19 protein-coding genes and 1 pseudogene are annotated in these 22777 nt (G+C 70.2%); 10 read left to right on the forward strand and 10 right to left on the reverse strand.

Annotated features, from left to right (window positions below; genetic code table 11):
* Positions 1 to 158: 158 nt before the first annotated feature.
* Positions 159 to 1268: an alanine dehydrogenase gene (ald, locus tag FB390_RS33150; protein ID WP_141813083.1), complete on the forward strand. Its 1110-nt coding sequence runs from the start codon at positions 159 to 161 to the stop codon at positions 1266 to 1268.
* Between the two features lie 10 nt (positions 1269 to 1278).
* Here the strand turns inward: ald and FB390_RS33155 are convergent, their stop codons facing one another.
* The 4 genes from FB390_RS33155 to pruA form a co-directional block, all read right to left on the reverse strand.
* Complete coding sequence (locus tag FB390_RS33155; protein ID WP_141813084.1) at positions 1279 to 1839, reverse strand: Lrp/AsnC family transcriptional regulator; 561 nt, start codon at positions 1837 to 1839, stop codon at positions 1279 to 1281.
* 32 nt (positions 1840 to 1871) lie between these two features.
* Positions 1872 to 3320 (reverse strand): amino acid permease, encoded by a 1449-nt coding sequence (locus FB390_RS33160; RefSeq protein ID WP_141813085.1) that lies wholly within the window; start codon positions 3318 to 3320, stop codon positions 1872 to 1874.
* A 176-nt stretch (positions 3321 to 3496) separates the two neighbouring features.
* The gene (locus FB390_RS33165) at positions 3497 to 4462 is read right to left on the reverse strand and encodes a proline dehydrogenase family protein (protein WP_141813086.1); all 966 of its coding nucleotides are present in this window, start codon (positions 4460 to 4462) and stop codon (positions 3497 to 3499) included.
* On the reverse strand, positions 4462 to 6135 hold the full coding sequence (gene pruA / locus FB390_RS33170) for an L-glutamate gamma-semialdehyde dehydrogenase (protein WP_141813087.1): 1674 nt from the start codon (positions 6133 to 6135) through the stop codon (positions 4462 to 4464). The genes FB390_RS33165 and pruA overlap by 1 nt, the downstream gene beginning before the upstream one ends.
* 136 nt (positions 6136 to 6271) lie before the next feature.
* Here pruA and FB390_RS33175 point away from each other — a divergent pair, with 136 nt between their 5' ends.
* Complete coding sequence (locus FB390_RS33175) at positions 6272 to 7909, forward strand: PucR family transcriptional regulator (RefSeq protein ID WP_246124548.1); 1638 nt, start codon at positions 6272 to 6274, stop codon at positions 7907 to 7909.
* A 250-nt stretch (positions 7910 to 8159) separates the two neighbouring features.
* Here the strand turns inward: FB390_RS33175 and FB390_RS33180 are convergent, their stop codons facing one another.
* Positions 8160 to 8885, reverse strand: coding sequence for a uracil-DNA glycosylase (locus tag FB390_RS33180; protein WP_141813254.1), 726 nt, complete (start codon positions 8883 to 8885; stop codon positions 8160 to 8162).
* 319 nt (positions 8886 to 9204) lie between these two features.
* On the opposite strand from FB390_RS33180, the gene FB390_RS33185 reads away from it, so the two are divergent.
* The 3 genes from FB390_RS33185 to FB390_RS33195 all read left to right on the forward strand — a co-directional run bounded on the left by FB390_RS33185 (position 9205) and on the right by FB390_RS33195 (position 12811).
* A complete protein-coding gene (locus FB390_RS33185) occupies positions 9205 to 11664 on the forward strand; it encodes an ATP-dependent Clp protease ATP-binding subunit (RefSeq protein ID WP_141813088.1) in 2460 nt (819 codons plus the stop codon).
* A gap of 86 nt (positions 11665 to 11750) precedes the next feature.
* Complete coding sequence (locus tag FB390_RS33190; RefSeq protein WP_221639455.1) at positions 11751 to 12425, forward strand: LutC/YkgG family protein; 675 nt, start codon at positions 11751 to 11753, stop codon at positions 12423 to 12425.
* Positions 12426 to 12451: 26 nt separating this feature from the next.
* Complete coding sequence (locus FB390_RS33195) at positions 12452 to 12811, forward strand: DUF488 domain-containing protein (RefSeq protein ID WP_246124550.1); 360 nt, start codon at positions 12452 to 12454, stop codon at positions 12809 to 12811.
* A 24-nt stretch (positions 12812 to 12835) separates the two neighbouring features.
* Here the strand turns inward: FB390_RS33195 and FB390_RS34560 are convergent, their stop codons facing one another.
* Together FB390_RS34560 and FB390_RS33205 are read right to left on the reverse strand one after the other, a co-directional pair.
* Positions 12836 to 13903 (reverse strand): GNAT family N-acetyltransferase, encoded by a 1068-nt coding sequence (locus FB390_RS34560; RefSeq protein ID WP_246124552.1) that lies wholly within the window; start codon positions 13901 to 13903, stop codon positions 12836 to 12838.
* 88 nt (positions 13904 to 13991) lie between these two features.
* Positions 13992 to 14609, reverse strand: a complete 618-nt coding sequence (locus tag FB390_RS33205; protein ID WP_141813089.1) for a TetR/AcrR family transcriptional regulator — start codon at positions 14607 to 14609, stop codon at positions 13992 to 13994.
* A 115-nt stretch (positions 14610 to 14724) separates the two neighbouring features.
* Between FB390_RS33205 and fabG the strand changes: the two genes are divergently transcribed.
* Complete coding sequence (gene fabG / locus FB390_RS33210; RefSeq protein ID WP_141813090.1) at positions 14725 to 15486, forward strand: 3-oxoacyl-ACP reductase FabG; 762 nt, start codon at positions 14725 to 14727, stop codon at positions 15484 to 15486.
* Between the two features lie 16 nt (positions 15487 to 15502).
* The gene (locus tag FB390_RS33215; protein ID WP_141813091.1) at positions 15503 to 15955 is read left to right on the forward strand and encodes a MaoC family dehydratase; all 453 of its coding nucleotides are present in this window, start codon (positions 15503 to 15505) and stop codon (positions 15953 to 15955) included.
* Positions 15956 to 15976: 21 nt separating this feature from the next.
* Here the strand turns inward: FB390_RS33215 and FB390_RS33220 are convergent, their stop codons facing one another.
* Positions 15977 to 17242, reverse strand: a complete 1266-nt coding sequence (locus FB390_RS33220; RefSeq protein WP_141813092.1) for an oxygenase MpaB family protein — start codon at positions 17240 to 17242, stop codon at positions 15977 to 15979.
* Between the two features lie 60 nt (positions 17243 to 17302).
* Between FB390_RS33220 and FB390_RS33225 the strand changes: the two genes are divergently transcribed.
* From FB390_RS33225 to FB390_RS34565, 3 genes and pseudogenes are all read left to right on the forward strand, one after another.
* Positions 17303 to 17923, forward strand: a complete 621-nt coding sequence (locus FB390_RS33225; RefSeq protein WP_141813093.1) for a TetR/AcrR family transcriptional regulator — start codon at positions 17303 to 17305, stop codon at positions 17921 to 17923.
* Between the two features lie 43 nt (positions 17924 to 17966).
* Complete coding sequence (locus FB390_RS33230; RefSeq protein WP_141813094.1) at positions 17967 to 18392, forward strand: Ig-like domain repeat protein; 426 nt, start codon at positions 17967 to 17969, stop codon at positions 18390 to 18392.
* Positions 18393 to 18461: 69 nt separating this feature from the next.
* Positions 18462 to 18700, forward strand: a pseudogene (locus tag FB390_RS34565) (protein kinase domain-containing protein); the annotation flags it as partial.
* Positions 18701 to 18876: 176 nt separating this feature from the next.
* Here FB390_RS34565 and FB390_RS33240 read toward each other — a convergent pair.
* Entirely contained in the window at positions 18877 to 21663 is a 2787-nt protein-coding gene (locus FB390_RS33240; protein ID WP_141813095.1) for a DUF5682 family protein, read from the reverse strand.
* Positions 21660 to 22775 (reverse strand): ATP-binding protein, encoded by a 1116-nt coding sequence (locus FB390_RS33245; protein WP_141813096.1) that lies wholly within the window; start codon positions 22773 to 22775, stop codon positions 21660 to 21662. Before FB390_RS33245 ends, FB390_RS33240 begins: the two co-directional genes overlap by 4 nt.
* Positions 22776 to 22777: the final 2 nt, after the last annotated feature.

Here is a 22777-nt window from a genome sequence, read left to right on the forward strand (position 1 = left end):
CCTCTACCGCTGCATACGCGTCTATTGACGCCAATCGCAGAATCATCTTCAGAAATCTGGATCTGATCTCGCAGAATTTTCATACTCGATCCTGAGGCGGTCCCGATCGATAGGGATCCGCTCTAGCTCGAACGGCGACGAGACGATCAGGAGTGCTGATGAAAATCGGGATCCCCCGCGAGGTCAAGAATCACGAGTACCGGGTGGCGTGCACGCCGGCCGGTGTGCGTGAGCTTGTCTCTCGCGGACACGAAGTGTTCCTCGAGGCGGGTGCGGGCGCCGGGTCGGCGTTCGAGGACGCCGCCTACGGCTGTGTCGGCGCGCACGTCCTGCCGACGGCCGACGAGGTCTGGGGCGCCGCGGACCTGGTGCTCAAAGTGAAAGAACCGGTGGCCGAGGAGTACTCGCGGATGCGCGCCGGGCAGGTGCTGTTCACGTACCTGCACCTGGCCGCCTCCAAGGAGTGCACCGACGCGCTGCTGACCTCCGGCATCACCTCGCTCGCCTACGAGACGGTGACCGGACGCGACGGCGGCCTGCCGCTGCTGGCCCCGATGAGCGAGGTCGCGGGCAGGCTCGCCCCGCAGGCGGGCGCGTACCACCTGATGCGCAGCGAGGGCGGCCGCGGCGTGCTCATGGGCGGGGTGCCGGGTGTGCGGCCCGCGAAGGTCGTGGTGCTCGGCGCGGGCGTCGCCGGACGCAACGCCATCGCCGTCGCGGTGGGGATGCGCGCGGAGGTCACCGTGCTCGATCTGAACGTCGCACGGCTGCGCGAGGTGGACGAGCAGTACCGCGGGCAGGTGCGCACCGTCGTCTCCAACGCGTACGAGGTCGAGAACTGCGTGCGCGAGGCCGATCTGGTGATCGGCGCGGTGCTGGTTCCCGGAGCCAAAGCGCCCAAGCTCATCTCGCACGATCTCGTCGAACAGCTGAAGCCGGGCTCGGTGCTGGTCGACATCGCCATCGACCAGGGCGGCTGCTTCGCCGATTCCCGGCCGACCACGCACGCCGATCCGACCTACCGGGTGCACGATTCGGTGTTCTACTGCGTCGCGAACATGCCCGGCGCGGTGCCGAACACGTCGACGGTGGCGCTCACCAACGCCACCGTTCCCTACGTCGTCGCCTTGGCCGAGCGCGGCTGGCGCGACGCCGTCGCCGCGGATCCCGGCCTGGCCGCTGGACTGAGCACCCACGAGGGCACGCTGCTGTCCGAATCCGTCGCCGCCGCACACGGTTACACCGCGGAGCGGCTCGTCGCGGCCTAGGTTCGGCGGCTCAGTGCACCGGCGTCTGCGGGCGCAGGTGCTCGAAGATGAGGATCGTCTCCGTCGAGGACACCGCGGGATTCGCGCTCAGGTGCTCCAGCACGAAACCGCGCAGCTCGTCGGTGTTCTCGGTGGCGACGTGGATGAGGTAGTCGTCGGCGCCCGCTATGAAGTACACGTTGAGCACCTCCGCGAGCGCCGCGAGCCGCTTGCCGAACTCGGCGAGGTGCTTGCGCGAATTCCCGTGCAGCCGTACCGCGATCATCGCCTGCAAGCCCCGGCCGAGCGCGGACGGATCGATGTCGGCGTGGAAGCCGCGGATCACGCCGCGCTCCACCAGTGCCCGCACCCGCCCGAGGCAGGTCGACGGCGCGATACCGGCCGCGGCCGCCAGCGCGTTGTTGGTCATGCGGCCGTCGCGCGCCAGCTCGTCGAGCAGGACGCGGTCGATGTCGTCGAGGGGGACCGGCGTGCGGCTACGGCGCGGCGGGGCCTGAGGTGGCGGTACCGGTGAATCTTTCCTGGTCACCGGCTCACGGTAGCGAATCCGATTCGATTCGAAAGTATTCATCCGAATAATCCTCGAGGCCCCGCCCGCGCCGCTCACTCGCGCGCCGAGCCGACGGCGTTCTGCGCGCCGGGAGCGGTCTGCTGGAGCTTGGAGTGGGTGCGCGAGCACCCGAGGTAGATCACCAGGCCGACCACCAGCCAGGTCCCGAAGCGCGCCCAGGTCTCCCACGGCAGCGACAGGATCAGCCACACCGAGAACACGACGCCGACGATCGGCACGACCGGCATGAACGGCAGCCGGAAGGTGCGCGGTACCTCGGGCCGGGTGTAGCGGAACACGAGCACCGCCACGCAGACCACCACGAACGCGCTCAGGATGCCGATGTTGGTGAGCTCGGCGACCAGGTTGATCGGCAGCAGCCCCGCGAGGATGGCCGACCCGATGCCGACGATCCACGTCACGCGGGTCGGCACCTTGCGCTCCGGATGGGTCTTGGCGAACCACTCGGGCAGCAGGCCGTCGCGGCTCATCGAGTACCAGACCCGGGTCACACCGAGCATGAAGGTGAGCACCACGGTGATGATGCCGACGATGGCGCCGACCGCGATGATGTTGGCGATGCCGGGCATGCCGACGGCCTCGAAGGCGCTGGAAAAGCCGCTCTCCGGGTCGATCTCGGTGTACTTCTGCATGCCGGTGAGCACCAGGGTCGCCAGCACGTACAGCACCATCGCGATGGCCAGCGAGTACAGGATCGCCTTGGGCAGGTGCTTCTTGCCGTCGACCGACTCCTCGGCCGCCGTGCTCATCGCGTCGTAGCCGAACACGGCGAAGAACACCGTGGCCGCGCCCGTCATCACCGCGCCGGTGCCGTACGGGAAGTACGGGGTGTAGTTCGAGCTGTCGATCTGGAAGACGCCGAGCACGATGATCAGCAGGACCAGGGCGACCTTGATGCCGACGGCCACCGTCTCGAACCGGCCGACGCTGCGGATACCGCGCGAGAGCACCCATGCCGTGCCGAGGCAGAACACCATCGCGAACACGTCGACGACGTGACCGTCACCGGTGCCGGAGGCGCCGAGCATCCAGTCGGGCAGCGTGATGCCCACCTGATCGAGCAGGAATCCGAAGTACCCGGAGACGCCGATCGCGACGACCGCCGCGACGGCGATGTACTCCAGCAGCAGATCCCATCCGATGAACCAGCCGACGAACTCGCCGAGCGAGACGTAGCCGTAGGTGTAGGCGGATCCCGCCTTCGGCACCATGCCGGCGAACTCCGCGTAACACAGCGCGGCCGCCGCGCTGGCCAGGCCCGCCACCAGGAAGGACAGCAGCACGGCCGGGCCGGTGGTCTTGTTGGCGACGCTGCCCGCGAGGGTGAAGATGCCCGCGCCGATGATGCCGCCGACGCCGATCGCGGTGAGTTGCCAGACGCCGAGGTGTTTGGCCAGCCGTTCGTCGGTGGGCGTCTCGTCCTCGACTGCGACGAGGGGTTTGCGGCGCAACATCTGGTGGCGCAACTCCGCGAGGGACATGCGGCTTCCTTTCTCCGCTGCGTTCCCGAGCGCCCGGGTCGCGGACGCACGGTAACGCAGATCACACTGGTGGCAGTCAGCTAATCGGACCACGAACGCGGTGTGATCGGTGAGTTGGATAAATAATGTTCCGCCCGGGTTGTCCGACTGGACAACGCCGGGCGGTCGGGACGGAGTCAGCGCCGGTTGGCGGGCGCCAGGGCGCGCAGGAAGAACACCAGGTTGGCGGGCCGTTCGGCGAGCCTGCGCATGAAGTAGCCGTACCACTGGTCGCCGTAGGGCAGATAGACCCGCACTCGATGGCTGTCCTCGGCGAGGCGGCGCTGCTCGGCGTCGCGGATGCCGTAGAGCATCTGGAACTCGAACTCGTCCGCCTTCCGGTCGACCTCGTCGGCGTAGCGCTGGGCCGCCGCGATCATCGCCGGGTCATGGGTGGCGACCATCGGATAGCCCGCGCCGTCCATCAGGATGCGCAGACACCGCAGATAGGCGGCGTCCACCTCGGCGGCCGACTGGTAGGCGACCGACTCCGGCTCCCGGTACGCGCCCTTGCACAACCGGATGCGGGACCCCGGGCCCGCGAAGTCGCGGCAGTCGGCCTCGGTGCGCCGCAGGTAGGCCTGGAGCACGGTGCCGGTGCCGGGGAAATCGACCCGGAGATCCCGCACGATCGACAGCGTCGAGTCGGTGGTGGTGTGGTCCTCGGCGTCGACGGTGACCGCGACCCCCGCGTCGTGCGCGGCCGCGCAGATCTCGCGGGCGTTGTCGAGTGCGATGCGGTGCCCGTCGCGCGGGAGGGATTGGCCGAGCGCCGAGAGCTTCAGCGAAACCTCCAGCGGGCGTACGGTTCCCGGCTCGGTGGCATCGGGCAGTTCGGCGAGCGCCGTGAGCAGCGCGCGATAGTGCGCCACGGTGTCGCGCGCCCGGCCGAGGTCGGTGGTGTCCTCGCCGAGATAGTCGATGGTGACGAAGCGGCCGGAACTCCGCAGCGCCGTGGTGGCGGCGATGGCCTGCGGCTCGGTCGAGCCCGCGACGAAGCGGTCGACCAGCGAGCGGGTGGCGCGCATCCGCGTGACGCCGCGCTCCAGCCTGGGGGAGCGGGCCGCCGCGAGCAGGGCGGGCCGCAGCAGTCCGGCGGGCATCACCGCACCTCCGTTTCGGCATCGGACGGCTGGGCGGCGGCGGCTTGGTGCGGGTAGCGGTGATCGGTGGGCGGCACGAAGGTCTCCTTGATGGTGCGCGGCGAGATCCAGCGCAGCAGGTTCTGCGGGGAGCCCGCCTTGTCGTTGGTGCCCGACAGGCGAGATCCGCCGAACGGCTGCTGGCCGACCACGGCGCCGGTCGGTTTGTCGTTGACGTAGAAGTTGCCCGCGGCGAAGCGCAGCCGGTCGGTGGCCGCGGCCACGGCGGCGCGGTCGTCGGCGACGATCGAGCCGGTGAGCCCGTAGGCCGCGCCGCGGTCGACGAGTTCCATCGCGGCGTCGAAGGATCCGGGTGCCGCGTCGTCGTAGACGTGCACCGCCAGGATCGGTCCGAAGTACTCGGTGCGGAACGCCTCGTCGGTGGGATCGTCGCCGAGCAGCACGGTCGGGTCGACGAAGTAGCCGACGCTGTCGTCGGTGCGCCCGCCCGCCGCGATGGTCAGGCCCGGCGTCGCCTTCGCGCGGGCGATCGCGTCGGCGTTCTTGTCGAAGGCGCGGCGATCGATGAGCGCGCCGCCGAAGTTGCCGAAATCGGTGACGTCGCCGTAGGTCAGGGCGTTCGCCTTGTCGACCAGATCGGCGCCCATCCTCGCCCACACCGATTTGGGGATGAACGCGCGTGAGGCGGCCGAGCACTTCTGGCCCTGGTAGTCGAACGCCCCGCGCAGCAGCGCCGTGGTGAGCACATCCGGGTCGGCGGAGGCGTGCGCGAGCACGAAGTCCTTACCGCCGGTCTCGCCGACCAGCCGCGGATACCCCTGGTACCGATCGAGATTGGTCGCCACGGTGCGCCACAGGTGGCGGAAGGTCGCGGTGGATCCGGTGAAATGCACACCGGCCAGGCGCGGGTCGGCCAGCGCCACGTCCGAGACCTCCGGGCCCGCCCCGTGCACCAGGTTGATCACGCCGGGCGGCAGTCCCGCCGCCTCCAGCAGCTTCATCGTCCAGTACGCGGCGACCGCCTGGGTAGGCGCGGGCTTCCACAGCACGGTGTTGCCCATCAGCGCGGGCGCGGTCGGCAGGTTGCCCGCGATAGCGGTGAAGTTGAAGGGGGTGATCGCGTAGACGAACCCCTCCAACGGCCGGTACTCCAGCCTATTCCACACTCCCGGCGTGGAGATCGGCTGCTCCGCGAGGATCTGGCGCGCGAAATGCACATTGAACCGCCAGAAGTCGACCAGTTCGCACGGCGCGTCGATCTCGGCCTGGTAGGCGGTTTTGGATTGACCGAGCATCGTCGCCGCGGCGATGGTTTCGCGCCACGGCCCGGCGAGCAGATCCGCGGCGCGCAAGAACACCGCGGCCCGGTCCTCGAACGACAGCGCGCGCCACCCCGGTGCGGCCGCGGCGGCGGCCTCGATGGCGTCCTGGACGTCGCGGGCCTCCGCGAAGGTGAGGGTGCCGAGCACCGCGGCGTGCCGGTGCGGCTGCACCACCTCGACGACCGGTCCGGCCGTGCGGCGATGCTTGCCGCCGATGACGTGGTGCACCTCGGTCGGCGTCGCGGCGAGCTCGGTCAGTTCGGCGCGCAGCCGCTCCCGTTCGGGTGTGCCGGGGGCGAAGCTGCCGACGGGTTCGTTGACGGGCGTGGGTGTGGTCGCGATGGCGTCCATGGATCCTCCTGCCTGGTCGGAGCTGGTCAGCGCAGTCAACTCCGCGAAAGCCCCGCGCCGGATCGGCCGATGGGACAAAGATGGGGTCGAGTTGTTGTCCGGTCGGCCGAAGCCGATCGGGTGGGAAGGTGTGAGCGTGGTCACCGAGGAACTGAACCGACCGGCGGGCGTGTCGCTGCGCGAACTGCTCGACGCGCTCGACAGCACCGTCACCGATCCGGTCGAAGCGCCCGACGGTGACGCGGTCGCCATTCGCTCGGTGGCGCTGCTGGACGGCGACGACTTCAGCGAGTCGCCTTCGGTTCCGGCGGACATGTCGTTGCTGGTCGGCGTGCCGGAATCCGCGGTGCTGGCCTGGCTGGACGAGTTGGCCGCCCGCCCGCCCGAGCGGCGGCCGCGGGCGGTGCTGCTCAAGTCGACCGCGGAATCCGCCGCGGTGCGCGCGGCGGCTCGTCGCTCGCGGGTCGCCGTGGTCGTCGTCGACCGCAGGGCCCGCTGGGACACGGTGCTCGCGCTGGTGCGTCGCGTCCTCGATCGCGCGGGCCGCGGCGGACCGGCCGAGGACCCGCTCACCACCGACACCGACCTGTTCGGGCTGGCCCAGATCGTCGCGCAGAACGCGGGCGGCATGGTCTCCATCGAGGACGCGCACTCGCACGTGCTCGCCTATTCGGCCTCCGACGAATCGGCCGACGAACTGCGCATCCTGTCGATTCTCGGCCGCGAGGGACCCCGCGACTACCTGCGGGTGCTCCAGGACTGGGGTGTGTTCGACCGGCTGCGCCGCGGCGACGAGGTGATCGACCTGCCCGCCCGCGCGGAGCTGAACATCAAGCGCCGCTTGGTCGTCGGCATCCACGCCACGGCCGCCGACGGCCGCTCGCGCACGCTCGGCTCGATCTGGTTGCAGCAAGGCGACCGGCCGTTCAAGCCGGACGCCGCGGAGGTGCTGCGCGGCGCGGCCGCCGTCGCGGCGCGCATCATCGCCCGGGCACTCGACGCGCCGTCGACCGAAACCCTCTTGTTGCAACGGCTTTTCGGTGCGCACGGCGAGGGCGTCGACATTCCGTCCGTGGCGGGCGCGCTGCGCATCCCCGTGCGTGGCCCGGCGGCCGTCGTCGGATTCGCGTTGAACGCGCAGGCGGGCGCGGAGCATTCGGAGATCGGCAGTGTGATCCGCCTGCACGCGAGCTCGTTTCGGGCCGACTCGATCGCGACCGTGCTCGGCGACCGCGTCTACGTACTGCTGCCCGGATACCGGTCCGCGCCGTCGGTCACCGCGTGGACCCGGCAACTGGTCGACCAGCTGGAGACCAGGCGCGGCGCGATCCTGCGCGCGGCCATCGCCATTCCCGTCGCCGACCTCACCCAGGTGGCCGCCGCGCGCGCCGAGGTCGACCGGGTGCTGGACAGCACCGCGACCACCTTTCCGCGCGGCCGGGTCACCACGCTCGCCGAATCCCGCACCGCCGTCCTGCTCGGGGAGATCCTCGATCTGCTCGCCACCCGAGCCGAACTGCACGACCCGCGGCTGCGGGCGCTGTTCGACTACGACCGCGACCACGGTGCGCAACTCGGCGAGAGCGTCGAAGGCTACCTGCGCGAACACGGCGACGTCCGGCGCGCGGCCGCTGCCCTGCGGGTGCACCCGAACACGCTGCGCTACCGGCTGCGCCGCGCCGAGGCCATCACCGGCATCACCCTCGCCGACCCCGCGAACCGCCTCCTACTGGAACTCCAACTCGCCCTGCACCGCCGCTCGAGCCCGGCCTGACTTTCGCCGGACGGCTCCCGGCGTTCGGATCAGCCGGCCAGCGCCAGTGGTCCCTCGAGAGCGACATCACCGCCTGGGCCGAGCAGACGAGCGCCACCGGTGTTTCCGCGCGGCCGTGTCACGCTGCGTCGGTGACTTCCAGGTGGTTGCCCTTCGGCGCATGCCCGGCGCTGGGCCGGTACCACCGGGTGCTCGTCGTGGGAACCGGGGTCGTCTCGTTCCGTGCGCGCCGAGCACTTCGGCGTGGGTGTCAGCGCGGTTCGCGCGGATGCAGTCCCGCCGCGGTCGCCGCCTCGGCAAGCACCTGCTCGAGCATCGCGGGGGTCAATCGTCCGGTGAAGGTGTTCTGCTGGCTGACGTGGTAGCAGCCGAACAGCTCCAGTTCCGCGCGACCCGCCACGGCGGGCGCCAGCGTGATGTGCGCGCCGTGCCCGAACTTCGGGCGCGGGCGTGGCACCACCCAGCCCGCCTCGGCCAGCGCCGGCAGCGCGGCCTGCCAGCCGAACGCGCCGAGCACCACGACCGACCGGACCGTCGGGGCCAGGAGTCCGAGTTCGATGTCCAGCCAGCCGCGGCACCGATCGCGTTCGTCGGGAGCCGGCTTGTTGTCCGGCGGCGCGCAGTGCACCGGCGCGGTGACACGCGCGCCCAGCAGCTCGAGGCCGTCGCCGCGGCGCACCGAGGTCGGCTGATTCGCTAGGCCGACGGCGTGCATGGCGGCGTAGAGCACGTCGCCGCTGCGGTCGCCGGTGAACATGCGCCCGGTCCGGTTGCCGCCGTGCGCGGCGGGGGCGAGTCCGATGATGAGCAGCCTGGCGTCGGGCGGACCGAAACCGGGAACCGGTCGGCCCCAATAGGTTTCGTCGCGGAACGCGGCGCGCTTCTCGCGCGCGACCAGCTCCCGCCACGCCACGAGGCGCGGGCAGGCGAAGCAATCGGCGACGGAGGCGTCGAGGTCGGCGAGGGTGCGGCACATGGGTACCACTCGATCACGACCGTCGCCCGGCCGCGGCGGAACAGTGCCGGTGCCGGTGGACATGCCTTGCACGATAGGGCCGGACGGCCGATAGCGGCTGGTTAGCCAGTCTCGAGTTGGTCACGAACCGAGCGGTTGCCACGCCGTGCGAGACGGCGGTACGTTGCGATGGAGCGGGAGGTCGATCTCCCGTGGTCGCAACGGCGTCGGCGACGCGATGTGAACGAGCGTGAACCGTGAGCAGCTCCGGTGCCGTCTCGTCCGGCACTGTCCGTGATCCGTTGGCGCACCGGGTGCGCCGCGACGCAGTGAGGTGGATATGACCGAGGGTTGGCCGAGTTCGATCAGTTCCTTCGACGACATCTTCCAGCGGTTCTTCGGTTCGGGCATGATGTCGCAGCCGCCCGTGCAGCGCACCGATCTCGGCCGGCTGATGACCGACAACGCGAAACTGTTGATCGGCACGGCCCGCGACACGGCCCGGGAGTGGGGCAGTCCCGAGATCACCCCCGAGCACCTGCTGTACGCGGCCACCGAGGCGGAACCGGGACGCAGCATCATCGCCGAGCTCGGCCACGATCCCGACAAGGTTGCCAGTCAGATGCGGGATGCCGTCGACACCGGCGAACCCGCCGAGGACGCCGACGAGCAGGTGACCTTGAGCCCCGGCGCGAAGCTTGCCCTGCGCGCGGCCCAGCGCCGCGCGGCCGACGCGGGCAGCAGCTACATCGGACCGGAACACATCCTGCTCGGCATCGCCTCCGTCAGCGACAGTCCGGCGGCCCACGTGCTGCTGTCGGGCGCCAAGACCGCCACCGCGGCCCGGCCCGCGAAGAGCGAGACCCCGACGCTGGACGAATACGGCCGCGATATGACCGCGGAGGCGCGTGCGGGCAACCTGGACCCCGTGGTCGGCCGCGCCGAGGAGATCGAGCAGACGGTGGAGATCCTGTCCCGGCGGCGCAAGAACAACCCGGTGCTGATCGGCGATCCCGGCGTCGGCAAGACCGCGATCGTGGAGGGCCTCGCCCAGCGGATCGTGAACGGCGACGTGCCGAGCACCCTCGCCGACCGCCGCGTCGTCGCCCTCGATGTCGGTTCGCTGGTGGCGGGCAGCAAGTATCGCGGCGAGTTCGAGGAGCGGCTGACCAAGATCCTGGACGAGGTGCGCGCGCACTCCGGCGAATTGGTGGTGTTCATCGATGAACTGCACACCATCGTCGGCGCGGGCGGCGGCTCCGAGGGCGCGATGGACGCGGGCAATCTGCTCAAACCCGCGCTGGCGCGCGGTGATCTGCACGCGATCGGCGCGACCACCATCGACGAGTACCGCCGCCACATCGAGAAGGACGCCGCGCTCGAACGGCGGTTCCAGCCGGTCCTCGTGTCGGAGCCCTCCGTCGCCGACACCATCGAGATCCTGCGCGGCCTCGTCGATGTGTACGAGGAACACCACCAGGTGCGGTATCAGGACGAGGCGCTCGTCGCGGCGGCCGAACTGTCGGACCGGTACCTCACCGATCGGTTCATGCCCGACAAGGCGATCGACCTGCTGGACCAGGCGGGCGCGCGGGTGCGGTTGCGCACCCGCACCCCCGACCCCGATCTGCGTTCGAAGGAAGAGGAATTGGCCAGGCTGCGCCGCGAGAAGGACGCCGCGGTGGCCGCCGAGGACTACGAGAAGGCCAACGAACTCAAGGCCGAGATCGCCGCGGCCGAACAGCGCGTCGAGGAATCCGAGTCCGGCGAGGCGCCGCAGGTGACGGTCACCGACATCGCCGAGGTGGTCTCCCGCCAGACCGGCATACCGGTCGCGGACCTCACCGTCGAGGAGCGCGAGCGGCTGCTGAAACTGGAAGAGGTGCTGCACAAGCGGGTGATCGGCCAGGAGGAGGCGATCGTCGCGGTCGCCGAGGCGGTGCGCAGGGCGCGAGCCGGGTTGAAGGATCCGAACCGGCCCATCGGCTCGTTCCTGTTCCTCGGACCGACCGGCGTCGGCAAGACCGAACTCGCGAAAGCGTTGGCCGAGGCCGTCTTCGGCGACGAGGATCGGCTGATCCGCTTCGACATGAGCGAGTTCCAGGAGAAGCACACGGTCTCGCGCCTGGTCGGCGCCCCGCCCGGATACATCGGCTACGACGACGCGGCCCAGCTCACCGACAAAGTGCGCAGGCAACCGTATTCGGTGATCCTGTTCGACGAGGTGGAGAAGGCGCACCCGGACGTGTTCAACGTGCTGCTCCAGCTGCTCGACGACGGCCGGGTCACCGACAGCAAGGGCCGCACCGTGGATTTCAAGAACACGATCGTCATCATGACCAGCAACATCGGCTCCGATCTGATCCTGTCCGCCCCCGAGGGCGACGTCGAGGCGATCACGCCGCAGCTGATGGATCGGCTGGGCGCGCACTTTCGTCCCGAGTTCCTCAATCGGATCGACGAGACCATCGTGTTCCACCGCTTGGACCGGCAGGAACTGCGCGACATCGTCGATCTGGTGCTGGACGGCACCCGCCGCCTGCTGCGCGCCCAGGACATCGCGCTCGACATCACCGACCCGGCCGTGGACTGGCTGGCCGAGCACGGCTATCAGCCCGAGTACGGCGCGCGTCCGTTGCGCCGTACCGTGCAGAAGGAACTCGACAACAAGCTGTCCCGGCTGCTGCTGGACGGCAAGCTCGGCTCGGGTGACACAGTGCGCGTCGACGCCGACGACAAGGGTCTGATCCTCGGCGCGATCGAGCATCGGGGCGAGCAAACCGTCGAAGCCGGAGTCTGAGCGGTGCCGGGGAACCTGCGGTACGATCGCGACGCCTGTCCGGAAATGTTCGGGGAGGCGGTGGAAACCGCTGGGGGAGTGGGATATTGGGCGAACGCGAGCGGGTGGTGGCGCACGTGAATTCCCGCGAGGACCTGCTGCGCCGGATCAGGGACGCGCTGGTCGAGCTACCCGATGACGAACGGGTCGTGCCGGTGCCACGCGCCGCCGCTCGCAAGGGATCCGGCGCCGAGCCCGACGATCTCGCCGCGCTGATCGACCTGTTCGCCGAGCGGTTGGAACAGCACGGCGCGCGGCTGCGCCGGATCGCCGCGGCGGACATCCCGGACGAGGTGCGCGCCGCGCTGCGCGAGCACGGTGCGCGCTCGGTCATCGCGCCCGACGGACTGCCTTCCGAATGGCTGGCCGGATGGGCGGCGGAGGAAGGCCACCGCATCGTCCCCGACAGTCCGTTGGCGACGCCCGGCGAGATGGAGCAGGTCGACGCGGTGGTCACCACCTGCGCGGCCGCGGCCGCCGATTCCGGCATTCTCGTGCTCGACGGCGGCGAGGGCCAGAGCCGCCGCCCCGCCACGCTGGCACCCGACTGCCACATCTGCGTGGTGCGGGCCGAACAGCTCCTTGCCTCGCTGCCGGAGGTGATGGACCGGCTCGATCCGCGCCGTTCGACCATTCTGGTCGGCGGCCCGTCGGCCAGCGCCGACGCGGCGACGCCCGGTGTGCACGGCCCGCGCCGGTTGGTCGTGCTCGTCGTGCAGTGAACAGGACGCATCGGAAGGACGCGATCGTGGGTGAATTCCGGACCAAGAGGATCTACGAGGACCCCAGCGACGACGACGGACGCCGGGTGCTCGTCGACCGGCTGTGGCCGCGCGGCATCAGCAAGGAACGCGCCCGAATCGACCTGTGGGACAAGGAGATCACGCCCTCGAACGATCTGCGCGCGTGGTACCACCACGACTCCGCCGCCGATTTCGGCGAATTCGCCGAGCGCTACGCGGCCGAGCTGTCCGGCGCCGCGCAGCGGCGGGGACTTCGCGAACTGCGCGAGCTCGCGGCCGAGCATCCTGTGACTCTGGTGACCGCGGCGAAGGATCCCGAGCACAGCCACGTCGCGGTGCTGCTCGATCACCTGCGCGGTGACTGACGACGATCGCCGGGTCGGCTCTGATCAACCCAGCTCCGCGGTGCCGATGACTTCGTCGCCCCGCACGTGCGGCCGCGCGCCGAGTCCGGTGTCGATGAGCTGCCGCGCCGCGATGTTGTCCGGCGTGGTCACGGCCGTGATGCGGCGGGCTCCGGATCGCGTGGCCAGCGCGCGCAACTCGGCGGCGACGCGACGGCCGATGCCGCGCCCGCGGTGCGAGCGGCCTATCCACACGCCCGCCTCCACTTCGTCGCCGTGCGGTTCGAGCCGGGCCGCGCCGACGACCCGGCCCTCGACCATGATGACGAAGGTGCGTTCGTTCGGGCAGGTGGGGTGCAGCGCGCGGTCGCGGTGAAACGCCAGGAACGCCTCCTTGCGCACCGAGGTCCAGCCCGGCGGCCCCGCCACCGGCGCCATGACCTCGAGCGGGTCGGCGTCGGTCACCGCCGCGTCGAGCAGCAGCGGAAGGCTCTGCTCGCTCAGCTCGACCAGCTCCACCACCGGTTCGGCGCTCCGGCGCAAGAGGGCGTCGGCGCGTTCGAGATGGGTCGGCGACCAGAACGCGGCCCAGTCGGCGTTCTGGCCGAGCGCGCGGCGGATGGTCAGCACCCGATCGACCAGAACGACCAGATCGGTGAGAGCTCTTTCGCTCTCGTCGCGGTTCACGAAACCCATGTGGATGGCGGAGTCGCGTACCGTGACGATCCGCGTGAGCAGCGCCTCGGGCAAGTGGATGTCCGCGGGCGTGACCCGGTTGAGCACCTGGGCGGCCTCGAGCCCGCCGAGCGTCCACAGGTCGGGCAGCGGCCGGTTCGGATCCTCCGGCCGCCCGGCCAGCGTCAGCGTCGTCTCGAGACCCGCCATTTGTCCGCGGACCAGATGGATATCGATTGCGGCCAGAACGGACTTGAGCAGCGTCTCGGCACACGCGCCGATCGAGACGGCCTGGTCGATCAGCGCGAGCGGTTCGCGAGATCCGGTGCAGGCCAGCGCGCGGCGCGCGTGCGCACGCGCGAGCTCCTCGAGCGCGACGGGCAGCCGATCGTACTCGACGGCGCCGAATGCGGTGGGCCACTGGCGAAGTGCTGCCATGCGCCCTAGATTGCCACACCGCGACCGCCGCGGCCCGCGCTTTCTTCGCGCGAGATTCGGCGCGCCCCTGACGCACTCGACGGCGTGGTCAGGCGGAGCCGTCCTGCGCGGTGATCCCCAGCAGCACCGACTGCACCTCGCGCAGCCGGTCCACGTCGTTGCGGATGCCCGCCGCGGTGTCGGTGTAGAGAAAGGCCTCGCCGAGCCGGACCAGCGCGTAGGCCAGCAGCTCTCGCTCCAGCGGCGGGCGGTAGCCGTCCTCTTCCTCGACGCGGGCGATGAGTTCGGCGACGGCGGCCACCGCGCGCGGCTGGACCGGTCCGTCGCTGGCGGTGAGGATGCGTAAGCCCGAGATCGGTTCGTTCTCGAAGTAGCGACGGAAGGGCTCGTTCACCGCCTCCCAGCGCGCGACGCGGTCGAGCACGTCGAGGATGCGCGTCGCGCCACGCGACCGTCGCTTGGCGTCGGCGCGGGCGATCATCTGCTCGTACTCCTGCACCAGCATCGCGCCGAGCAGGCCATCCCGCGAGCCGAACCAGCGGTAGATCGAGGCGCGACTGAGCCCTAGCTCGGCGGCGATCGCCTGCACGTCGACGCGCTCACCGGCCAGGAAGGCGCGGCGGGTGAGTTCGATGACCTGTTCGCGGGTAGCCGAAGCCGGACGTCCGGGGGAGCGAGTGGCGGCGGGCCGCGGAGGAGTGGTCACCGGGTGAATCGTACAGCCGATCGAACGGTCGGCCGTGCCCATTGGAGACGTGGCGACTGAGATGTATTTTATGGGTGTCCCTCGAAATGGACCATCCTCGACAGTCAGGAGAACCATGAGCGCCCCGACTCCCCGCACGGCCATCGTTACCGGTTCCGCCCGCGGCATCGGCGCCGCCACCGCCCGCAGGCTAGCCGCCGACGGCTTCGCGGTCGCTGTCCTCGACTTGGACGAGGCGGCGTGCAAGCCCGTCGTCGAGGAGATCGAGGCGGCAGGTGGCAAGGCGCTCGCGGTGGGCGTCGACGTCTCCGACGAACAGTCCGCCGGCGCCGCCGTGCAGCGGGTCGCCGACGAGCTGGGCGCGCCGACGGTGCTGGTGAACAACGCGGGCATCACCCGCGACAACATGCTGTTCAAGATGAGCGTCGCCGACTGGGACTCGGTGATGAACGTGCACCTGCGCGGCTCGTTCCTGATGAGCCGCGCCGCCCAGAAGTACATGACCGAGGCCAAGTGGGGCCGCATCGTCAACCTGTCGAGCACCTCCGCGCTGGGCAACCGCGGCCAGGCCAACTACTCGGCCGCGAAGGCGGGCCTGCAGGGCTTCACCAAGACGCTGGCCATCGAACTCGGCAAGTTCGGCGTCACGGTCAACGCCATCGCCCCCGGCTTCATCGAGACCGACATGACGGCCGCCACCGCGGAGCGGATCGGCGTGAGCTTCGAGCAGTTCATCGAGGCGGCCGCCAAGCAGATCCCGGTCGGGCGCACCGGCAAGCCGGAGGACATCGCCAACACGGTCTCCTTCCTGGTCGGCGAGGGCGCCGGATTCGTCTCCGGTCAGGTCATCTACGTGGCCGGCGGACCGACCGCCTGAGCGAAAGGGATTGCCGATGCGGGTCTTTCACGGAATCGCCGAACTCGCCGAAGCGGTGGGCAGCCACCTCGGCTACAGCGAGTGGCACACCATCACCCAGGAACAGGTGAACTTGTTCGCCGACGCCACCGGTGATCACCAGTGGATCCACACCGACCCCGAGCGGGCCGCGGCGGGTCCGTTCGGCGCCACCATCGCGCACGGTTATCTGACGCTTTCGCTGCTGCCCCAGCTCGTCGGCCAGATCTACCGGGTGGACGGGCTGCGGATGGGCATCAACTACGGCGCGGACAAGGTGCGGTTCCCCGCCGTCGTGCCGGTCGGCAGCCGGGTGCGCGCGGGCGTCGAACTGCTCGGCGCCAAGGCGATCGCCGCGGGCACGCAGGTGAGCGCGCGGGTCACCATCGAGATCGAGGGCGGCGCGAAACCCGCGTGCGTCGCCGAATCGCTGTCGGTGCTGGTGGAGTGAGGCATCCGCGCCGCCGGGCGCTCACCGTCGGAATTCCTCGACGGGGGTGAACTCGGCGGCGCGGTCGCCGACTTCGTTGCGGTACCACGCTTCTCGGCGGACGCGCTGGAACCGGTCGGCGAGGTCGTCCATGCCGGGAACGGTGCGGCGCAGCGTCTCGAGCCCGAAGATCACCGGTGTGCGCAGGATCGGGTAGAGGATCCACGGGAAGCGCCGTGGCATGGAGTGCGCGGCGTAGGTGGCGGGAGGCAGCCAGAAACCGGTGTAGCCGATCTGCGCGCGATAGTTGAGCTCGTCGCGGATTCGCTTGCGCCACGGCGTTTCCGGCTTCGGACGGAAGGCCGGAAGGTAGGACTCGACGAGTTCGGCTCCGTCGGCGCCCGCCGTGTGCGCCCGCTTGACGAAGGCGGCGAACATCAGCTGCGCGCCGGTGCGCAGGTCGGTCGGATACCAGTCCGGTTGCACGCCGAGCAGGTGCCCGACGTAGCGCCAGAAGTGCATGGTGGCTTCGATCTCCGCGCGCGTGGTCTGGAAACCGGCGCTCCACAGCGCGAGTCCGGGGACCACGCTGCCCGCCATCAGGGTCAGGGTGGCATCCCCGACGCTGATCGGCACACCCCACGCCGCGCGCTGCCACTCCGGCCTGCTCAGCAGCTTGCGCCGGATGAACACGTGCATGATCCGCACCCGCATGGCGGTCTGCCGCCCGCGCGCGCCGGGCGCCAAGCCGCCGGGCTCGGACACATCGATCCAGAAGCGCACGGTCTCCAGCTGGCGTTTGTGCGCGCGCTGTCCCGCGTAGCCGCCGGTGTAGGACAGCGGTTTGGCGATCGAGCTCTCCGAATACATTTCCAGCGTGCTGGTCGTGGCGAAGCTGAACACGGAGGTGCCCCAACGGCGGAACACCCGCGCGCCCCGTTCGACCAGCTCGCGGTCCAGCCATTCCGGCGGCGTCTCGAACTCCTGGAACAACCGCACCAGCGACGCGGGGGCGTCCGGCACCGCGTCGACGCCGTGCGTCAGGGCTCGGTCGAGCATGGCCCGTCCCGCTTTCGGGCCGGGTTCGCCGAGATAGACCTCGTCGACGAACGCCTCGGCCACCGGGTCGGCCTCGAAGTAGGCCGCCGCGAAGGAACGGACCAGGTCGTCCGGTGGTTGCGGATCGAAACGCAAGGCGCGCCGCATGATTCGCCGTATCCGCTGGATCGACGGGTCCTCGACGCGCTCCCAGTAACGGAATTCGGTCGGTGCCGAGAGTTCCGCCTCGTCAGTGGTGTCGGTAGCCATGCCGAAACACTAAAGTGAGTGGATGCTCACCTTCTACTCGCTTTTGTGGTCGGTTCGCCGATGACCGGAAATACTGCGCCGAACCGGCGAAAAGCACCCAAACAGCCGCGCGCGAGGGAGTCTCGGGAACGCATCCTGACCGCCGCCGCTCAGCTTTTCGCCGAGCGCGGCATCGCGGACACCTCCACAAATCGCATCGCGGCGCACGCGGGCATGAGCATCGGGTCGCTGTACCGGTACTTCGCCGACAAGGACGAGATCGTCGGGGTGCTGCGCGATCGGCTGCTCGCCGAACTGGAGGAGCGGTTCGCCGAGACGGTGCGGGCGGGAATGACGCTGTCCACGCGGGAATCGGTCGCGGCGAGCCTGCACGCGATCGTCGACGTGGTGTCTGCGCGGGAGGGACTGGTCCGCGCGCTTTCGGCGGCCGCCGCCGTGCCCGGATTCGGGTTGCTCGGGCTCGAGCGCAGGCTGCTCGTCCTCACCCGTGCCTACCTGCTGCACCGGCTCGGTCCGTGTCCGGAGGACGAGCTCGACGCGAAGGCGCTGGTCATGGTGACCACCGGCCTCGCCGCCGCGCTGCGCATCACCCTCGGGCCCGCCGCGACCGCCGATCGCGAACTGGTGATCACCGAAACGGCGACCATGATCGGCGGATGGCTCGAGCCGTCGGCTCGGTAGCGATACCATCGGAGGGGGTCGGGGTCCGGAGAGGGGTGCAGGCATGAGTGTCGACCGGAATGCTCGACGGCGGCGGATCCGCGCCACCGTGGTGGCGAGCGCCTGCGCGGGCGCCGCCGGGATCGCACTGGCCGCCGCGCCAGGCGCGCACGCCACCGCCACGAGAATCGGAGTCCTACCGGACCTCGGTTACGGCCTCGCGACCAATTTCGGAACCGGCTGCAGCTACACGATCCAGGCCTTCGTGACCGACGCGGTCTCGCCGGTGTCCTTCTACGACAACGGGATTCCGCTCGCCACGGTGGCGCCGACCGGCGGGGTCGCGCTGCTGAAGTGGGTACCGGAGACACCGGGTGCGCACACGATCAGCGTCGTGCAGGCTCCGGACCGTGTCAGCACCGCCGCCACCGCGGTGCCCGTCGGCACCGGCATGCACATCGGGCATGGGTGCGCGGTCTTCGGCGGCTGATCCGAGGTACCGCGCGGCCGAGGGGCCGCGCCACCGTCCGGGAAGCGGTTCGCGTCACGGAGGATCGATATGACGACCCAGCGCAGACCACTCGAGGTCGGTTCGCAGTTCGGGCCGTACCGGCTGGTCCGGCTGATCGGCCGCGGCGGCATGGGCGAGGTGTTCGAGGCCTACGACGCCGGTAAGGACCGCGTCGTCGCCATCAAGGTGCTGCCCGAGCGGCCGGCCGAGGACCCGTCTACCGCGAGCGGTTCCGGCGCGAGTCGCACGTCGCGGCCCGGCTCGAGGAGCCGCACGTCATTCCGATCCAGTGCCAGGATTGCGGAATCCCCAGCGCACCGTGGCGGCGCGACGTCTAGTGGCGTACGGGCCTGCCGAGACACGAAAGCTCCGCCGCGCCGATGGTTTCGGCGCGGCGGAGAGCGTCGGCATTCGCGGCCTTTCGGGCGATCGGCCTGCCGCCGTAGTGGCCTCCCGTCCGAAATCAGCCCGCCGCCGTTGGCACCAGCGCGGCGAGCGCGACCGCCGAGGCCTGGTGCCGGGCGACAAGCGCCGCGACCTCGGCGTGCGGAGCTTCCGCCGGACGCTGCCAGTCGCCGCCGTGGCCGAGCAGCGTGGCCAGCGCGTCGCAGCTCGCCGGATGGGCGAAGAGCAGATCGCCGACCGGTCCGCCCGCGACCGCGACGGCGGGCGCGGCGGGCGGCTGCGGCGTGCCCGTCCACGGCGGAGTCCAGCGGTCCACCGCCGCGAGACCGGACGGGAACGTGCGACCGGCCTCCCTGGTGAGCGCCGGGATCAGTTCACCGGCCTGGCCACGCAGGGTGGTGATCAGCTTCGGGAGCCAGGGCAGCAGCACACTGTCCGGCAGGCGACCGAATGCCTTCGAGAGCAGTTCCACCACGAAAGGTTTCAAGGACGGCACCGGATCCATGGCTTGCACGAAACCGCTCAGGTAGTGCGGGAAGGCGGGGACCACGAGCGGGTTGGCCAGCATGTCGTCGCAGCGGGTGCGCAGTTCCGGCAGCGTCAGCAACCCGAGTTGCAAGCGCGTCGCCCACAGCAGCGCGACCTTCGCGGGCGCCTCCGGATGCGACTGCAACACCGCGAGTTCGAGCTGGGTGTGATCGCAGCCGAGGGAAAGCGCCAGGTTCTCCATGCCGAACAGGAAGCCGAGCATGGCCGCGACCGGCCGCACTCCGGTGTTCTCGTCGGTGAACGCGGTCGGCAGCAGCGTGCAGTAGTGCGCGTAGCCCGCGGTGACGAACCGGCCGCACCACTCCGGCAGGCCGTCCGCGGTCGACCGGAAGTAGTTGAGCAGCAGCCGGATTCGGCGCAGCACCTCGGGCGCGTCGTCGACCGACCGTTCGGCGGCGAGCAGTTCGACGGCGCGGTGCCCCAGCTCGTCGGCCAGGCGCGGCGAGTTCAGGTACACCAGGGCGTCTTCCACCGCCGCCAGCGCCACCGCGGCCGTGGCGTCCGCGGCGGACACCGCCATGCGTAGCCGTTGCTCGAGGACCTGCTCGATGGTCACACCCTCGTAGCCGAGCTCGACGAGGGCGCGTTGGTGTTTGCCGAGCGCCAGATCCCAGCTCTCCTGAATGGAGGTCTCGCCGAGTGCCCGCGACCCCATGATCGGCCGCACCGCGTCCGAGGGCAGCAGCCTGCGCAGGATCCACAAGAGATCCGAGCAGGGCCGCAGGTGCGGGTCGGCGCGCAGATCCAACAGCGAACGCTGCACGGTGCGCTTGCTGGTGTCGATACCCAGCGGCGCGAGCCGGTCGAGCACGTCGCGGGCGAGCGGCGGCAGCGCCGCGTAGCCCACCTGACCGATGCGGTCACCGCCGAGCAGGATCTCGCACAGCCTGCGCACGTCCCGGCGACCCGGCACGTGGTCCTTCTCGATGCAGGTGATCGCCGCGTCCTGGAAGTCGTACGGCGTCGGGCGGGCGCGATTGCGCATGCCCGCCAACAGGATCGAGGTTTCGAACACCGCGATCGCGTCGGCGGTGCTGGCCAGGTAGCCGTTGCGCCGGGCCAGCCGGACGATGTCGACCGACCAGTCGAGCAACTCGGCCTCGTCGAGCGAGTCCAGCCGCGGCGGCGTGGACAGGAACCCCGTCAGCTGGTCGGTCACGGCGGCGACCGTCACCACGGGCGGGGTGCGCTTGCTCGTCTTCTTGCTCGCGGATTTCTGACCCGCGAGCTGGAACGGCTTGGCGCCGCCGCGCCGCAGTCCCTTCGACCAGGTCGCCGCCGCGATCGAGACCGACCCCGAGGCCAGCCCGAACTGCTCCTCGATGGCCGAGTGGCTGGACGGGATCAGCCCGTACTGCCAGGTGGTGTTCGACCGCGGCGTGATCTCGTAGGGCGCCGCGTCGGCGGGCAGGCCGAACTGCTCGACGTGGCTGGCCGCATGGAACGCCCCGCACACGTACAGGCAGTCGGCCGGGTCGGCGCCGGTCGCGTCCAGATGTTCGCGCATCCGCGTCCACATGTAGCGCTCGCGGTTCTCGTCCTCCTCGACGCCGGTGCGGCGCAAGCGACGGAACAGGCTGCCGATCAACACCATGACCTGGCGGTAGGTGTCGTAGTCGGCGCCCGCCAGCGGTTGCTCGACATACTGGTCCCACCACTCCGACCAGTGCCGCACCTTGCCGTGGTGCAGCAGGTGCTCCTCGAGTTCGGCGAAACCCGGTCGCAGATCGCCGATTTCGATGCCGACCGCGTCGCCGTGCAGCGCGCCGCCCTCGGCGGGCTCCGGCACTACCTCGGCGGGCGCGTCGCCCTTCGGCGCGTCGCGGTCCGGCGCCCACTGGAACACGTGGTCGGTGGAGCGGTCGACGAGCACGAGCTCGACGCCGGGGGTGTCGAGCGCGTAGGCGATGGCCTGGTACTCCGCCGACGCCTCGGTGATCGGCGCGACCACCGACAGCGGCGCCCACGCGGCCGGGAACCCGTCGAGTTCACCGGCCCACGCCTGTACCGCCACCGGCAGCCTGCAATTGCGCAGCTCGTCCAGGATCGGCCGCAGGTCCTCGCACAGCTCCAGGTAGACGACCTTGGGTCGCTTCTCGTGCAGCCGCCGCACCATCGCCAGCCCCGAGGCGGGCGAATGGTGGCAAACCGGGAAGATCTCGAGCTCGACCGCGAGCGCGCGATCGACGTCGTCGACGATGCCCGCGAGGATCTCCGCGACCGCGCCCGGCTCGGCCGCGAATCGCTCCGCGGCCGTGGCCAATTGCTCGCGCAGCGCGCCGAACGGACCGCTCACGAGAGCCTCGCGATCGCCGCCCGGCCGCCCTCGAGGAACTGCGACCAATCCCCGCCCGCGTCCTTGCTGCGCGGTTCCACCACGCCGTGCCAGAACTTGTTGAGGATCGCCAGGTCCTCCGGCGCCCGCCGGGCCAACGAGCCGACCAGCGACCCGGCGAGTGTCTCCGCGCGCAGCGTGCGGTCGCCGAAGAACTGGCTGTGCAGGATCGCGTCCTCCAGCACGCCGATCTGCTCGGCGGTCGAGAGCGCCGACTCCAGCTTCTCGTCGTCGCTGGTCGCGGCCGCGGCAGCGGAGCGAAGATCGGCGAAGCTGTCGAGCAGGATGTCGAGCAGCGTGGGCGGCAGCTCCAGCTCGATCTGGTGCCTGCGCAGCAGCTCGGCGGTGCGGAACCGCACGATCTCGGCCTCGCTGCGCTTGTTGGTCACCACCGGGATGCGCACGAAGTTGAAGCGCCGCTTCAGCGCCGAGGAGAGATCGTTGACGCCGCGGTCGCGGCTGTTGGCGGTGGCGATGATGGAGAAGCCCGGCTTGGCGAACACGACGTTGTCGTCGTCGAGTTCGGGGATGGAAACGTACTTCTCGGACAGGATCGAGATGAGCGCGTCCTGCACGTCGCTGGTGGAGCGGGTCAGCTCCTCGAAGCGGCCGATCACGCCCTGCTCCATCGCGGTCATGATCGGGGACGGGATCATCGACTCCCTGGACTGCCCCTTGGCGATGACCATGGAGATGTTCCACGAGTACTTGATGTGGTCCTCGGTGGTGCCCGCGGTGCCCTGCACGACGAGCGTGGAATTGCGGCTGATGGCCGCCGAGAGCAGCTCGGCCAGCCAGCTCTTGCCGGTACCGGGATCACCGATCAGCAGCAGCCCGCGGTCGGAGGCCAGGGTGACGATGCTGCGTTCGACGAAACTGCGGTCGCCGAACCACTTCTGGTCGATCTGCCGCTCCAGGCCGTCGGCGCGCTCGGAGCCGAGGATGAACAGCCGCACCATCTTCGGGCTCAGGCGCCAGGCGAACGGCTTGGGGCCGTCGTCGATCGACTCGAGCCAGTCCAGCTCCTCGGCGTACTTGATTTCGGCGGGGGCGCGCAGCGCGGTGTCGGTCATGG

The organism is Nocardia bhagyanarayanae, from assembly GCF_006716565.1.
Taxonomy (GTDB): domain Bacteria; phylum Actinomycetota; class Actinomycetes; order Mycobacteriales; family Mycobacteriaceae; genus Nocardia; species Nocardia bhagyanarayanae.

Bases quoted from the DNA above. Each gene is read 5' to 3' on its own strand.
- ald (WP_141813083.1), top strand. From the start codon at position 159: ATGAAAATCGGGATCCCCCGCGAGGTCAAGAATCACGAGTACCGGGTG.
- FB390_RS33155 (WP_141813084.1), bottom strand. From the start codon at position 1,839: ATGAATACTTTCGAATCGAATCGGATTCGCTACCGTGAGCCGGTGACC.
- FB390_RS33160 (WP_141813085.1), bottom strand. From the start codon at position 3,320: ATGTCCCTCGCGGAGTTGCGCCACCAGATGTTGCGCCGCAAACCCCTC.
- FB390_RS33165 (WP_141813086.1), bottom strand. From the start codon at position 4,462: ATGCCCGCCGGACTGCTGCGGCCCGCCCTGCTCGCGGCGGCCCGCTCC.
- pruA (WP_141813087.1), bottom strand. From the start codon at position 6,135: ATGGACGCCATCGCGACCACACCCACGCCCGTCAACGAACCCGTCGGC.
- FB390_RS33180 (WP_141813254.1), bottom strand. From the start codon at position 8,885: ATGTGCCGCACCCTCGCCGACCTCGACGCCTCCGTCGCCGATTGCTTC.
- FB390_RS33185 (WP_141813088.1), top strand. From the start codon at position 9,205: ATGACCGAGGGTTGGCCGAGTTCGATCAGTTCCTTCGACGACATCTTC.
- FB390_RS34560 (WP_246124552.1), bottom strand. From the start codon at position 13,903: ATGGCAGCACTTCGCCAGTGGCCCACCGCATTCGGCGCCGTCGAGTAC.
- fabG (WP_141813090.1), top strand. From the start codon at position 14,725: ATGAGCGCCCCGACTCCCCGCACGGCCATCGTTACCGGTTCCGCCCGC.
- FB390_RS33215 (WP_141813091.1), top strand. From the start codon at position 15,503: ATGCGGGTCTTTCACGGAATCGCCGAACTCGCCGAAGCGGTGGGCAGC.
- FB390_RS33220 (WP_141813092.1), bottom strand. From the start codon at position 17,242: ATGGCTACCGACACCACTGACGAGGCGGAACTCTCGGCACCGACCGAA.
- FB390_RS33225 (WP_141813093.1), top strand. From the start codon at position 17,303: ATGACCGGAAATACTGCGCCGAACCGGCGAAAAGCACCCAAACAGCCG.
- FB390_RS33230 (WP_141813094.1), top strand. From the start codon at position 17,967: ATGAGTGTCGACCGGAATGCTCGACGGCGGCGGATCCGCGCCACCGTG.
- FB390_RS33245 (WP_141813096.1), bottom strand. From the start codon at position 22,775: ATGACCGACACCGCGCTGCGCGCCCCCGCCGAAATCAAGTACGCCGAG.